Origin of the sequence: Arthrobacter sp. P2b (assembly GCF_900168295.1) — a bacterium.
GTDB lineage: Bacteria > Actinomycetota > Actinomycetes > Actinomycetales > Micrococcaceae > Arthrobacter.
Genome location: NZ_FVZL01000033.1, coordinates 1 through 14,015, shown reverse-complemented (window position 1 = coordinate 14,015; position 14,015 = coordinate 1). Strand labels below are relative to the sequence as shown.

The 14,015-nt window shown below is 53.6% G+C and carries 11 protein-coding genes; 5 read left to right on the top strand and 6 right to left on the bottom strand.

Going from position 1 to position 14,015, the window contains the following annotated elements; all coding sequences use genetic code 11:
- Positions 1-665: 665 nt before the first annotated feature.
- Positions 666-1,712, bottom strand: a complete 1,047-nt coding sequence (gene galE / locus B5520_RS22125; protein ID WP_079599215.1) for a UDP-glucose 4-epimerase GalE — start codon at positions 1,710-1,712, stop codon at positions 666-668.
- A 360-nt stretch (positions 1,713-2,072) separates the two neighbouring features.
- On the opposite strand from galE, the gene B5520_RS22120 reads away from it, so the two are divergent.
- Both B5520_RS22120 and B5520_RS22640 read left to right on the top strand, forming a co-directional pair.
- On the top strand, positions 2,073-3,071 hold the full coding sequence (locus B5520_RS22120; RefSeq protein ID WP_079599214.1) for a glycosyltransferase: 999 nt from the start codon (positions 2,073-2,075) through the stop codon (positions 3,069-3,071).
- An 853-nt stretch (positions 3,072-3,924) separates the two neighbouring features.
- Positions 3,925-4,503 carry a hypothetical protein gene (locus B5520_RS22640; protein ID WP_139386299.1) on the top strand — a complete coding sequence of 193 codons (579 nt, stop codon included), beginning with the start codon at positions 3,925-3,927 and terminating at the stop codon, positions 4,501-4,503.
- 124 nt (positions 4,504-4,627) lie between these two features.
- Here B5520_RS22640 and B5520_RS22635 read toward each other — a convergent pair whose 3' ends face one another.
- The 4 genes from B5520_RS22635 to B5520_RS22105 all read right to left on the bottom strand — a co-directional run bounded on the left by B5520_RS22635 (position 4,628) and on the right by B5520_RS22105 (position 8,076).
- On the bottom strand, positions 4,628-4,897 hold the full coding sequence (locus tag B5520_RS22635) for a hypothetical protein (RefSeq protein WP_139386298.1): 270 nt from the start codon (positions 4,895-4,897) through the stop codon (positions 4,628-4,630).
- 269 nt (positions 4,898-5,166) lie between these two features.
- A complete protein-coding gene (locus B5520_RS22115) occupies positions 5,167-5,601 on the bottom strand; it encodes a transposase (protein WP_303048452.1) in 435 nt (144 codons plus the stop codon).
- A gap of 350 nt (positions 5,602-5,951) precedes the next feature.
- Positions 5,952-6,908, bottom strand: a complete 957-nt coding sequence (locus B5520_RS22110) for an EpsG family protein (protein ID WP_176156964.1) — start codon at positions 6,906-6,908, stop codon at positions 5,952-5,954.
- Positions 6,909-7,194: 286 nt separating this feature from the next.
- Positions 7,195-8,076 carry a glycosyltransferase family 2 protein gene (locus tag B5520_RS22105; RefSeq protein WP_176156963.1) on the bottom strand — a complete coding sequence of 294 codons (882 nt, stop codon included), beginning with the start codon at positions 8,074-8,076 and terminating at the stop codon, positions 7,195-7,197.
- A 423-nt stretch (positions 8,077-8,499) separates the two neighbouring features.
- Between B5520_RS22105 and B5520_RS22100 the strand changes: the two genes are divergently transcribed.
- Together B5520_RS22100 and B5520_RS22095 are read left to right on the top strand one after the other, a co-directional pair.
- Complete coding sequence (locus B5520_RS22100) at positions 8,500-9,573, top strand: glycosyltransferase (protein WP_176156962.1); 1,074 nt, start codon at positions 8,500-8,502, stop codon at positions 9,571-9,573.
- The gene (locus tag B5520_RS22095; RefSeq protein WP_079599210.1) at positions 9,573-10,508 is read left to right on the top strand and encodes an NAD-dependent epimerase/dehydratase family protein; all 936 of its coding nucleotides are present in this window, start codon (positions 9,573-9,575) and stop codon (positions 10,506-10,508) included. The genes B5520_RS22100 and B5520_RS22095 overlap by 1 nt, the downstream gene beginning before the upstream one ends.
- 361 nt (positions 10,509-10,869) lie before the next feature.
- Here the strand turns inward: B5520_RS22095 and B5520_RS22630 are convergent, their stop codons facing one another.
- The gene (locus B5520_RS22630) at positions 10,870-11,991 is read right to left on the bottom strand and encodes a glycosyltransferase family 4 protein (RefSeq protein WP_139386297.1); all 1,122 of its coding nucleotides are present in this window, start codon (positions 11,989-11,991) and stop codon (positions 10,870-10,872) included.
- 450 nt (positions 11,992-12,441) lie between these two features.
- Between B5520_RS22630 and B5520_RS22085 the strand changes: the two genes are divergently transcribed.
- Positions 12,442-13,920, top strand: a complete 1,479-nt coding sequence (locus B5520_RS22085) for a polysaccharide biosynthesis tyrosine autokinase (protein ID WP_079599208.1) — start codon at positions 12,442-12,444, stop codon at positions 13,918-13,920.
- Positions 13,921-14,015 lie beyond the last annotated feature (95 nt).

Sequence of the window (14,015 nt, the reverse complement as noted above, 5' to 3'; positions counted from 1 at the left end):
CTCAGCTTCCCCGACTTCTTCCGCGACTCGATAGCGCCCTGCGACACCACAGCCACCCCGGCGGAGTCGTAGCCCCGGTACTCCAGGCGGCGCAGCCCCTCCAGGACAACATCCAAAGCACTGTGACCGTCAATTACACCGTCAACAGGACGGCCCACATATCCCACGATTCCACACATAAAAAGCCCCTACATACTACTTGAGCAACCCCGGAATTGGGAGCGCGAACGAAGGCAAAATTTGATAATTAAGTGCTCTGGTTGGTAATCCCAGATTCGACGCTTGATGCCCAAGACACGTCATTTGCGTCCAGAGGCTGACAAGCGAAGCAGCGACCGACATATTGGTGGGGGCAGTCAAGCTGAGCAGCGCCTTCCCCACGAGGCAGCAATACTTTCACAAGCCTTTTATATCATCCAACACCGTCAGTAATTGATCGGCAAGCCGTCACATCACCCCTGTGATAGGGGAAGGAGCGCGAACTGTCAGGAACAGCAGCCGATGGATCGTGTTTGTGAGGAGGACACATTCCGGAAACGGCAGGAGCAGAGCGGAATCAACAGTCGGCAGCCTAAAACAATGCCCGAGTGAGCAGCTCGTTAGAGCAGTCCCTTGCATAAGTTGCTCGGCGGCCGCTTCTCGTCATCTGACTTCGGCCAACGCTTTTACTGGTGGTCATCCCCGTCGGTTAAATCGGGCATCGGCTGGTACCCCAGCGGGTTTGCGCTCTGCCAACGCCAATGGTCTTCACACATCTGGGCTAAATCACGGTGGGCTGTCCAGCCCAAATCGGCCAGTGCGGCTGATGCGTCAGCGTAACTTATCGCAGCATCACCTTTTCGCCGAGGAGCAAATTCGTAAGGAATATCACGACCAGCAGAGGCGCTAAAAGCAGCAATAACTTCGAGAACCGACGATCCACGGCCAGTCCCCAAGTTCCAGCAATAGGCCCCAAGATGACTTTGGATAAACTTCAAGGCGGCAATATGCCCGGCAGCAAGATCCATCACATGAATGTAGTCTCGCACGCCCGTCCCGTCGGGGGTGCCGTAATCATTTCCAAATACGCGCACTTTGTCCCGTCTACCGGCAGCTACTTGCGCCACAAAAGGCAGCAAGTTGTTAGGAACGCCCCGGGGATCCTCTCCGATGCGTCCCGACTCATGAGCTCCCACCGGATTGAAGTAACGTAAAATTGCCACACTCCAGTCCGTGTCTGCTGCAACTAGATCAGACAGGATATCCTCAATCTGCTCTTTGGTGCGCCCATACGGATTCACTGCACGCACGGGCGACTGCTCGACGAGAGGCACCAGTTCCGATGCTCCGTACACGGTTGCGGAGGAGCTGAAAACAAGCTTCTTGACGCCAGCCTTTGCCATGCAATCGAGCAGGTTGAGAGTACCAACTACGTTGTTGCGGTAGTACCACAGCGGTTCTTCAACAGAATCGCCCACAGCTTTGAGCCCAGCAAAATGGATAACGGCCTCGAATGCGTTCTCAGCAAAAATGCGTTCCAAGGCGCTTGCGTCCAGGAGATCACCTTTGATGAACTGCACCGGTCGGTGCGTAAGCTCTTCGACGCGCTTTAACGATTCCTCACTGGAATTCAACAGATTGTCGAAGACCACTACTTCATGCCCCTGCTCAAGCAGGCAAAGTGACGTGTGTGACCCAATGTAACCGGCGCCCCCGGTGACCAGTACCTTCATGCGACCGACTCTAAAGGCTCGATACAGCCATGGCCTAATCGTCGAAGTCAACGCTTGTCAAACGCACAAGCTCGCGATGCCTCAGAGCTAACATAGGCAAAATAGTTTCAGTGACAGGACACCTGCACCGAACGTCCGTCCCAGCAAAAAGTATTAGGCAGCCGATCGCACTTCAAGGGCACGCTGCTAATCGTCACTTGTGGCGATGATGACGGGATACGGCCGCTGTCAAGAGCCCGGCTGAACTTGGAGGACACGCATGTCACCTGTTCAAACCCTATGATGAACAGGGTCACCAAGGAGCACACTCACGCGCGCTCCCGCACGACGGGCCCACTAACATGAACTTAAGGAGCAGTCCTGGAAAGCGTCTGCGTTGTAACTGTCACCTATGCCGATCGGTTCAATAGGCTCGCACGTGAAACTGTAATTCGGGCTCTGAGCGCCGGCGCGTCCCATGTAGTAATCGTGGATAACGGTTCAAGCGACGATACGTTACGTCAGTTAGAGCAGTTGAGTTTGTCTGAACCAGCCGTAACAGTAGAATCAATGGGAAAAAACACGGGCTCCGCGCCCGCTTTCTCTCATGGCATCAAGATCGCGGCTGAACGACGCCCGGAATACATTCTGCTACTTGACGATGATAACTGGGTGGAACCCGATTCGCTGGAGAAGCTTCTAAATTCCCAGAAGCGCGCCGCAGTCAGGTTCAAGGATCCGCTTACGTCTGTTTGTGGTTATCGTGACCTCGATAGCAACCATATTCGAATAGCTAAAGGGCTCCCTGCTTCTTTGACCTATCCGCCTTCAGGCGCGTTCATGTTTTTCGATGTGCTAACGCAACTCCGGCGATTGATGTTCAAACCGAGGGCAAGAGAATTAACTATGGAAGAAAAATGCCTTCCTGAAGCGCCCTACGGAGGGCTTCTGTTTCCAACGCAACTTTTAGACGTCATCGGGCTTCCCCCCAGCGAGCTCCGGCTGTATGCAGACGACACGTTTTGGACGTCACGAGCAGTAGCACAAGGACATCGTCTTATCCTCGACGATTCCGTTACCGTACACGACGCCGATTCCAAATGGGCTCGGGCTTCCGGCGGCGGGCCCTTCGGCTTATTGGACACAGAATCACTCGAAAAATTATATTTCTCCGTACGAAACCGCGTTCTATTTGAAAAGTCATTAGTGCGAAGCACGGCGGCGCGATACCGATATGCCGCTAACAAGACTATCTATTCGCTGATTTCTCGGTTTGTCGCTCTACGTGGTCGTCCCAAGGCGGCTTACATCGTTTATCGAGAGGCTGTACGGGATGCGGAACTGGGTCGTTTGGATAACCTAGACTGGATCGGAAAATAGTGAAGGATACCGCACTAAAGGGCGCAGCTACGTGTGCAACTGAAGATAGATCGGCCAGAAAAGTCATGCTTACTGCTCTTGCTCCACAGCGTCACTCGCCTAGGGGCCATGTACAGGATCAAAGCTTGCATCGTCGCGATTGACGGGAATTGCTACTTTGAAAAGTATAGTGGGACGTCTTCTGAGCTTCTCCGGCCTCAGTCTCTTAGCATCCTTAGTACCTCTTATTGTGCTTCCCGTTGTCGCTCGCGTCGGTGGCGAAGTCGCCTGGGCCACTCTAGGCGTCGGCCAAGCCATAGGATCATTAGTAGGCGTCTTTGCAAGCCTAAGTTGGGCAGTAGTAGGCCCAGCTAAGATAGCCCTAAGCCCTGACAAATCGCGACGCGCTGACATTTACGCCTCAAGCTTCTGGAGTCGACTCATCGCGTTCGTTATCGCGAGTGCAGCTGGTTGCGCCGTGGGAGTTTCTTTGACCCCAAACGGCCAAGAGCTTCTGGTCATACTAATGACCCTCATGGCAGGGCTGTCGGGCCTATCATTGTCCTGGATTAGCGTCGGGGCAGGAACGCCGAAAATCTTGGCCCTCTACGAGGTGACGCCTCGTGTTCTTGCATCTACAGCTGCTGTAATCCTTGTAGGATTTTCAAGAAATGTGCTGCTATACCCAGTGCTGGTGATAGTTGCCACCCTCGGCGGAATCCTTCTATATCACTTTGTCACCTTTCGCCGTCTCATACCTCCTTGGGTGGGGTGGAGGACTTTGGTTGGGGACATGCGCGATGATTTGGCAGCCACTGGGGTAAATTTCGTGGGTAGCGGGTACTCCGTAGTTCCGGTTCCGGTAGCAGCATCGATGAGTAGTATCTCCGATACTGCGAGTTTTTCATCTGCGGACAGACTCTACCGGTATTCACTCTTCACGATCACATCCTTGGCTAATGCCTTACAACCTTGGGTATTGAGCGCTGCCGCGTCGAATTCGCTTAAAAAAAGACAAAATATTGCTGCGGCGTCACATGCGGTCCTCGGCGTTTCAGGTGGTACTGCCATGGCATTGCTTGGCGTGCCTGTCTCCGTGCTCTTGTTCGGTGAAGCCGTTGCGGCCTCCGGCCAAGTAATGGCCTGTTACGGCATCGCCTTTGCCGCCGTATGCATTTCCACGCCGTACATTCGCAATGTATTGGTACCCCAGGGAAACTCACGGCTTGTACTAGTCGCAACCCTTGGCGGAGTTCTGTGCGGAGTGGCAACGCTGTTTGTCCTGCCCGGTTTGCTCGGCCTTTTGGGTGTTGCCCTGTCGTTGGCAGTTAGCGACCTGGTAACTATGACACTTATTATTTGCATGGCTTGGAAAACCAATAAGGTTACCCGGAGCTCATGTTCCGCACCTTCAAATTTAGGTGAAGGCGGCCCACGTCACATGAAGCGCTGATAGCGACCTAAGCTTCCTGTGCACGAGAAAGAAGGACAAAGGCGACCCAGACCTGCCCCTGCGTTAGCCGCCAGGCCTCCCACAAGTCTTACAGCCCACGAGCGTAGATCGAGCCCGCTCCCCCTCACACCGCTGCTGCCACCGCCATACCTACCGGTTCTTCACGGTTTGACACTACTGTTCTGCCGAAAGGGTGGTTCATGCGGGGAGTTCTGGCGGCGCTGCTAAACAGGATACACGCGTCGTAGTTGCGTGCCTGATAAATAACCCGCCAATCCTCTTCATGTGCTTCGCGGGTGTTGTTGGCGACCACTTTCGCGGTTCTCGCATCGGTGACAGTTGAGCACTTCGATCTCTTTCCACCGCCGGCAGTGGCGTTCTCGGTGTCGAACACGGTGCTGAGCCTGTCCTGGGCCCGGCCGGAGGGCGTCTCCCCGGCCTGCACGAGCGGTCGCCGATGGGCTTGTAACCGGTCGTTCGAAGGTCCCCATGCCATGGACCTGCTGCGTCAGGCGGTGCAGTACTTCGATGAGCATGTCGTTGCCGAGCTTGACCGAGTGAAATACGCCCCATTGAGCCATCGGACGGGGGTAACCCCATCCGCAATGCCGCGTATATGTGGCTCTTCACGGTTTGTGGTGAACGTTCTGCGGTGAGGGATGTTCATGCCGCTGTTCTGGCGGCACTGCGCAACAGGATACGCGTTTTGTAGTTGCGTGCGTTGGTGAATCCCCGGCCAGTCCTCTTTATGTGCTTTATCGCGGTGTTGTTAGCTTCCACTTTCGCGGTTGTCGCACCGGTGACAATGAGGACTTCGATCTCTTTCCACCACCGGCAGACGGTGCGCCAGAGACGGTTCGTCTCCGGCTGCGCGGCTCGCTCGACCAGGACCTGCAGCCGGTCTTTCGCGGCGGCAGCGTCGGCAAGAGAGCCTGTGGCCAGCAGGGTCCGGAGCTGTTCGTTGACAAGCCAGGCCGTTTGCAGCTTCCCAGTGGCGTCATCGGTCGCGAACACGGTGCTGAGCCTGTCCCGTGCCCGGTCCGAGAGTGTGTCCCCGGCGCGCAGGAGCAGCCTCCGGTTGGCCCAGACCGGATCAATGGAACGCAGTGGCCGGAGCTGATCCCTAATGAGCCGGGAAGCTGCAGCTTTTCGATGGCCTAGTACTGGATTGTATCCCCAAGGGAGAGTGCCGGCGGCGTGCGGGAGCGGCCGCGGACGGAAATTGCTCGGTGCCGCCGACGTTGCGTCAGGTTGTGAAAGAAGGCAGGGTGCTCGTTACCGGCGCGACAGCAACACCCAAAAAACCAACAACACGGCCATCAAATATATGCAGGGACAGGCCCGCGATCCGTCACAAGATACATCGGTTGTCACATGGCGTCACATGCGCGGAGACCGCTAGCAAAGGCTACTGGGCCTGTTTCCACTTCACAGTCAGCCCATTTCGATCACTGAGCCAGCTCCGGTATAAGGACATATGGCACAACGGCATTGAAGCTCGATATATGGAAGCCAAAATAGATGAGCGAACTGATTATCAAAAGCGAAATTATCGCCGTCCGGTGCTTCAGCTGCGACAATTGACTTGGAAGCAAAAGAACAACATAAATGCCAAAGTATGGTTCAAATCTAGCAAAAACAACATTCGTTGTTCCAAGCAGCAACACAACCGCCGATACACACACATACGCCAAGTACTTCGCTGTTTCATCTGTCCGCGGCGAGGCCAGTGCGAGGAAGATAATCAAGACACGAGCCCCAAGCACTAGCCAGGTACCAAGGCCAGCTCCTGCGTCGTCCAAGTATGTCTCGTATCGGGGGTTGAGTGCTGAGGCCAACCGGGCCGCGAGTCCGCTCCTCAGCAAGAGAAAAGATAGTGAGCCCCCGACAACAAGCATTATTACCACTGACCGGGCGGTCGGTTTCCAGAGCGAAACAAGCAATTGCACAGCTATGGCAATTAGAGCAGAAGAGTGAAACAAGACGGCTATAGCCGAGAATAGTAACCATTTGAATCGACTTTCGCCCCGGTACGTTTCAGCAAGCAGCAAAAAAGCAACAGCAATAGATTGCCGGACAGCGTTGAAGGTCACGGCGTAATAACCGAGGAAAAAGAATAGAAAAACACTCAGAGTGGCGTTGGCACTCTTCCGGCGAAAGGCCAACAAAGTTGGCACGATGGTCAGAACCGAGGCGATCCAAAAAATGGCATAAGGGCTGTCAGTGAAACTTCTAAGAATGAAGGCTAGCGTGACCCAGCCCAACTCCTGAGGAACGAGAGACAGGGAATCTGCCAATGAACTGGGTATAACTGATCGGTATAGCGTGGCATACAAAAAATAATCGCTGCCGATGCCGTATCGCAGCCCGGCGAAGACCACCAGAATTATGGTCAGTATATACAAGGGTAGTCTGCCGCCACGGTTTTGCACCGCAGTATACACCGCATTTGGCTTTCGCGCGAGATCTCTATTGCCTAGACGCTTTCCGCCGCTATGGAGGTATGTGAGACCGACGACGAGTAATCCCACTGCGTAGTAGGGTAGCAATGTTTTCCTATTTCTCTTCAGGCAGTTGCACGGCACCTTTACCGTTCAAATTGATCGGTGAGCTGCTTAACACCAATTCACTCAAGTACTTTCGATCGGTATAAGAAGAATGATGGCCTACCAATGCCTTACAAAGCAGTATTTAGATACTCCGATACGACGCATGACCACCGTCAACTGACTGCTCCCCGCCCCATCCTGGAACAGGAGTACGGGTCAGTTTGTCGACAACAGCCGTCGCTTCCATCTTTTCAACAGGAGTCAATGCATGAAACTTCGAGCGGTAGATCAAAGACAAAAGGCCGCCTCGTTGTGCCAATCCGAAGACAATCTGCTTTATCCATGACTTCAAAACTTTAGAGGCTATTTGGGAATTAGAAGCAACATTTGGACCAAGCTCTCTAACCAATTTTCGATCGTACTTCGCGGTCAGAGCTTGCTTAGCGACTGATAGGTCAAGAGGTACCTTACAAAAAAGAAGGCGGTCACTCAGCTTTGCAAAAGAGCTGGTTGCAGCTGTACGCAGCCACAGTTCTTTGTCTTCAGTTCGAATACGAGTTGGATCATAGGGATTTTTTAGGGCCCACGCTTTCTTGAAAGTGACAGTAGGATGAGAAAAAACGCCGCTATTCAAGTAGCCAGACAGTTTGTCTGGCAAATCGGGTTCACGATACGCACCCTGCACCGTGTTGTCACTGTTGATCAAGTAGCTACCGGAACCGACGACATCAACGTGAGGATTAGCTGCAAAAAACTCCAGTGTCTTGGCCAATCGATCAGGATGCATCATGTCGTCGGCATCCATTCGCGCGATGAAATCAGCTGCCGCCATGTGGGTTAATTCATTTAGCCGAAATGCCAGCCCTCGGTTGTCCGGGTGAACTATGACTCGAACTCGGCTATCTTTCACCTGAAGGGCTCTTTGCACGACATCGTCGGGTGACCCGTCACACACGATCAGCAGTTCCCAATCGGTGTAAGTCTGTGCAAATACTGAACGAACGGCTAGCTCAAATTCGTACACTCCCCCGCCAACTGGGAGGCCCACGGTTACTCCAGGCATCGGATTCCCTTCAAAAGATATAGATTGACAAACCCATAGAGTCGGGTCTTAGGTTGCCTGAGTGTCCGGGTCGGAAAGGCTAGCTAAGTCTAGCAAATTGTGAGTAGGGCAGCCCGATCGCGCGTGAGCCCCGTCTCAAATCCAACAAGAAACGGCTTTTCGCGTCGTTTCCTGACGGCGGGACCGGGACTTCAATCAGCCAGCGCACTTCCAACGATGCAGGTGAACTTAGCACTGCCTCCGAAGCAACAACAATAGCCGTAACGGGCAACAACGTTCGGGCACCAGTAGCATAGCCTTGAGGGACACTTAAAGAACGGTTATCGCATGTTGGAAAATAGACCCCGCATACTCCACGTTACAGAAGCCATGGCTGGAGGGATTGTGACTGTCCTGCAGTCGTTCGCAGAGCGGCAGACGGAAAGCGGCGCCGATGTCACCATCTATTATCTCTCCAGGCCGGATTCCCCAACGCCAGTCGATCTGCAGGGCAGATTCAAAGACATCGCTCACCTACGCACCTTCACCAACGGAGGTTCCAAACTCCGCGATTACCTTGCTCTATCAATGGAGGTTGCGCGAGTTAACAATTCGGCGGAGTTTGATGTGATACACCTGCACTCCTCCAAGGCCGGCGCGCTCGGCAGACTTGTCCGCTTACTTACGAGGCGTAGAACGAAAGTGTTCTATTCCCCCCATGGATTTGCTTTCCTCCGCGAAGACATTTCATGGGCGATGCGCAAGACAGTTCAACTTGCCGAGTTGGCACTGGCCCCGCTAGGTCATGGTCTGATTCTTACCTGCCCCAGTGAACAACGAATTGCAGAGCAAGCCCTCCGGTCAAAAAAGACATTCCGAGTCACAACGGGTGTCGATGAAAAAACCATCGTACCTTCGCGTCGAGAGTGTCTCCGTACACCGCTGGAACCGTCAGCTAAAATCCCAACCCGGCCTAAAGTGGGTATCGTGGCACGAGTCACCTACCAAAAGGCGCCATGGAGATTCAAGGTGGTTGCGGACGCGTTGTCCGAACACGCGGACTTCATATGGGTCGGATCCGGTACACCTGATCAAGAGGCACTCTGGCTCGGCGAACATCAGACCACAGGTTGGCTATCCCCAGGGGAGCTTTCAAAAGCCATCGAAGAACTTGACGTTTTCTTGTTCCCGACCCTTTGGGAGGGCATGCCGCTCGCGCTCCTACAGGCACAGGCTGCCGGCATTCCAGCTGTTGTATCGAACGTAGTTGGGAACCGCGACGCCGTCGTAGACGGCGAAACGGGTTATGTTTGTGACTCAAATGAGGAGCTGATAATGCGAACGAAGCAACTCATAGAGGACAGTGATCTGCGTCGCCGTATGTCCGTGGCCTCGAGCGAAAGGGCGTACAAGCACCTCACAGACCGAGACTTGGGGGTCCAGAGCTTAGCCATCTACCGAGGACACCAGGAGAACTGATGACTCGGTCTTTAGTGATAGGTGGCAACGGGTTTATCGGCTCCCACTTGGTAGATAAGCTTGCCGCACTAGGAAGAGAGGTCACCGTTTTTGATCGTTTCTCCCATGGATTACAAAGTTATCAGGCCCCTGGAATTCGACGCTACATAGGTGATTTTCTAAATTTAGATGATTTGCGTCAGGCCGTGGTGGGGCAGGATGAAGTTTTTCACTTCTTATCTGTTACCACGCCTGCCACCGCCCATAATGATCCGTCACTCGACATCAGAGTGAACACTCAGCAATCAGTTGAACTATTTGATGCGTGCGCCACGGCTGGCGTGCAGATGCTCTACTTCGCTTCAACAGGCGGGGCTATTTACGGAGAAACATCTGCGCCCCGAGTTAGTGAAAACGACAGAACGAACCCTAAATCGCCTTACGCCATTTCTAAATTATCACTTGAGCACTATCTGGAATATTTTCGTGCGACTAAAGATTTGAACTACAGGTCATTTCGTATCTCCAACCCGTACGGCCCCAGACAGAACCCAGTGAAACCACAAGGCCTTATTCCCATCGTCTTGCGGCAGATAGCCGCCGGCAAGCCCGTCTTGGTGTTCGGCGACGGATCGATGGTGCGCGACTACTTGTATGTGGGCGATCTCGTCAACATGATCGGGATGTCCTTGGACGTCCCAGGGAACCACCGGGTCTACAATGTGGGCAGTGGGGCAGGCAAGTCCATAAACCAGGTTTTTGAAACAATACGAGACGTGGTTGGTGTTGACTTCTCAGTAGAACGTCGACCAAGCCCGCCAACCTACGTTCAGAGGGTTGTGTTAGACATGGAACGCTTCAATAGCGACTTTGGCGACCATGAGATGGTGTCTCTTGAAGAAGGCGTACTCAAAACTTGGCGCTCCATTGTTGAACCACAATTTTCATATAACTAACTGAATGATCGCATACGCCTAGTTCTTGTGTAATTTCTTGATCTCTTTGAGTCTCCAAGGTCAGCGGTTGCAAGTGCGTGCCTTCCGACAGGGGTTCTCGCAAAGGAAGCCCCCACTATACGTAAGTATTCGCACTCGCAATTCTAGAAACAATATTTGCAAGACAGGTTGACATGTACTTGGCTGCTCCGTCCGCCCACTAATGGATCCTGGGTTACTGCTTATACATTTGACAGCCAAGACTCTGGGCGCGATGGGGCTACCAGCCCTTGGCTGGTATGGCTGCGCCCGCCGCATCGTCTCTTACTCAGCCGGGCGGCACCATTCTCCTCATGAAAATGGTGGCAGGTGCACTTGCTGCTCAGAGGTTGACACGTTCCCTCAGGGCAGCGTCCAACTGATTTGCGAAACGACGTGCGGCAGTTTCAGGTGAATTCTCGACCAGTAAGTCGTATCCACGATTCGCTAGAACCTGCGCTTGGCCTATATTGTTCAAAATTTCAAGTACGTTCTTAACCAAAGAGGACTTGTCGCCTGGCGGAGAAAAAAGGGCAGATTCGCTTGCATAGGCACGGACACCCCCAATGTCGGTGGATACGAGTGCGGCTCCAGAGAGAAGTGCCTCGGCAGGAGGAAGAGCCCAGCCTTCGAGATCAGATACGCACATGTAGACTTGAGCGCTTTGGTAGATCGACACTAGCTTGTCGGCGCTTGGTGATTCGAAATGTTCCACAAAGTCAGGCAGGACATCTGGGCGCGGGCAAGTTCCAAAGGTAACGAACTGTATGTCAGGATCGGCCTGCTTTAACTCTCGAAACACCTCCGCAAGGAGGTCTGTCCTTTTCAACGGCAAAGTTGAAACCAACCCAGCGACAAGCTTAGGGCGTGACGCTAGCTCGGGTCCGCGGGGAAATCGCTTCGGGTCGACGGCGTTTGGGACCAGATGGGTTGTCACTCCCAACCGGTTCCCGATCTGTTGAAGCCAGGGGGCGATGACTACGCGGTGAAGTGGCATCTTCCAAGTCGCCTCAACGAATGCTTTAGGTGCAGCCCAGTCCTCAAAGCTTTGTAGAAAATAGACGCCTGCAGCCCTCGGATTATCGCGGATGAACCGATCAACAAAGGGTGCCGTTTGAACCGAAGTCGCAATTAGAACGGTATTAGGTTCGCTACTAATTTGCGGCAACCGAACCCGGTTCTTAACGACAATTTTATCGTCCAAGACAAACCAGGGAATCGGTCCTTTCGCACGCGTCGCACGAACACTCTTCAATACGGCTTTGAAGCTTCGGAGTAAAATCCACTTCTTTTTCGGCAGGCCTGCGGCACCGAAAAACGCTTTGGTTTGATGAATAAATACCTTATTCTGCGGATCTTGAGCAAGGTAATTAGCATACTCATAAACTATTTTATATCCCCCGAAAGGAACATCAGTATATCCAGGTAATAGAAAATGGATTATCTTGCCATACTTACTCGCCAAGGGGGCACTTCCTTCGTCACGTGTTCGATCATTCGGCGCTATCGTAGTGGTGAAATTTCAAACATCCAAGCTTCGCTGCAAATTGTAGCGGCTACACTTCCCGAGTGATAATGCTCACCTAGTATGCGAGAAAGCTTGCAGGGCGATACGAGGCCGAAACATAGGACATCACCCTATTGGTACATGAGAAGGGTGTTCTCTGCGCTAGCTTCTGCAGTAATAAATGGTGATTGCTGGCTTTCTCCTGTATGGATATCTCGGAGGCTGGAACCGGATGCCCGGCCTCCGCCAAGTCTCTAGGGCGATATTGTGGCGAGGCCCCAAGTGCGTGCTCCACACCGCTCCCCCGCCTCGAGCGTACGGTCCAACGCTATACGTCAATCGCGATATGATAAACAGACTTGTCTCCATCGCCAGCATGGGGTTTGTAGTGAGAAAGGTCCCTGAATCTTGGAGCTAAGCGATTACCTGCGCCTTCTGCGCCGTAACTGGAGTTTCATCCTTGCGTGTTTCTTGATCGGGCTACTCATCGCCGCCACCGCTTCCATGATTGTGAAACCGACATACACGTCCAGCACGAAGCTTTTCGTAGCGATACAAGGTTCAGGATCAATTTCCGAGTTGCAGCAGGGCAACACTTTTAGCCAAGCTCGCGTTCAGTCTTACGTAGAGACGGTTAACACTCCGGCCGTGCTGCAGCCGGCAATAGACACTTTGGGTTTGCAAGTAAGCCCCGCCGAACTGAGCCAGCGGATCCAAGCCAGCTCCGACCTAAATACCGTCATCATCTCCATACGAGCCATCGATACCTCGCCAGTACAGGCTGCAGCCATAGCGCAAGCAGTGGGAAATAGCTTGATCGCCGTCATAAACGACATTGAGAGTCCTACGCAAGGTGGTCCGTCGCCGCTCAAGCTTTCCGTGGTAACACCGGCTTCGGCTCCCGCTGCTCCCTCCGCGCCCAACGCCGCCCTGTACCTTGCCGTTGGTGCGATTGGTGGGCTCTTGTGCGGAGTTGGGCTTGCGTTCCTACGGTCGACCCTGGATACAAAGGTGCGCGGCGAAGCGGACCTTCGCCGTATTACAGATGTTCCCGTGTTGGGGGGGATCGCCTACGACGGTGATGCATCAAGAAAGCCCCTTCTGACCCAAACTCTTCCCCAAAGCCCTAGAGCCGAATCCTTTCGCCAGATCCGCACGAACCTTCAGTTCGCGCACGTCAGTCATGAATCCAAGGCAGTTCTCGTCACTTCCTCGTTACCTGGTGAAGGCAAGACCACAACAGCAACAAATCTGGCAATCGCTTTGGCTCAGTCGGGGAAAACAGTCGCTCTAGTCGACGCGGACCTCAGGCGCCCGCGCGTTGACGATTACTTGGGGCTGGAACGGAATGCTGGCCTGACCACAGCGCTGATAGGTGCCGCGGAGCTCGATGATCTGATGCAGCCATGGGGTGAGAATAATCTTTACGTGCTCACCTCCGGCCGCATCCCCCCGAATCCCAGCGAGTTGTTGGGCTCGGAGGCGATGAAGAATTTGATTCTGCAACTTGAACAGTCCTTCGATGCGGTGATAATCGATGCTCCACCTCTCCTGCCAGTTACAGACTCCGCCGTACTAGCTCAGCGTGTTGGTGGCGTGGTGATGGTAGTGGGCTCCTCAAAGGTCAAGCAGGCTGACCTCGAGAGGTCGTTGGAGTCGCTCCGCATGGTTCAGGCGGACCTCCTTGGGTTGGTGATGAACCTATTGCCTGCCAAAGGCGCGGATGCTTATTCGTACAGCTACAGCTACACCACCAAGGAAGACGACTCAAAGACTCGCCCAGCTAAGGTGCTACCCGCAGCTGCAAAAGATCAGGACCCCACCTCCCAGGATTTTGAAGCAATCCTCTACGGCGAGGAAGAAACGCAAGAACGAACCAGACGCTAGCCCGGGGTTTTCATGGCGGGTCTGTGGGGCTGGCGTGTTAATCAGGGAAAGGGTGCTCTGAACTGGGAAAATAGTGGTTGTCGAGACCGTTATTT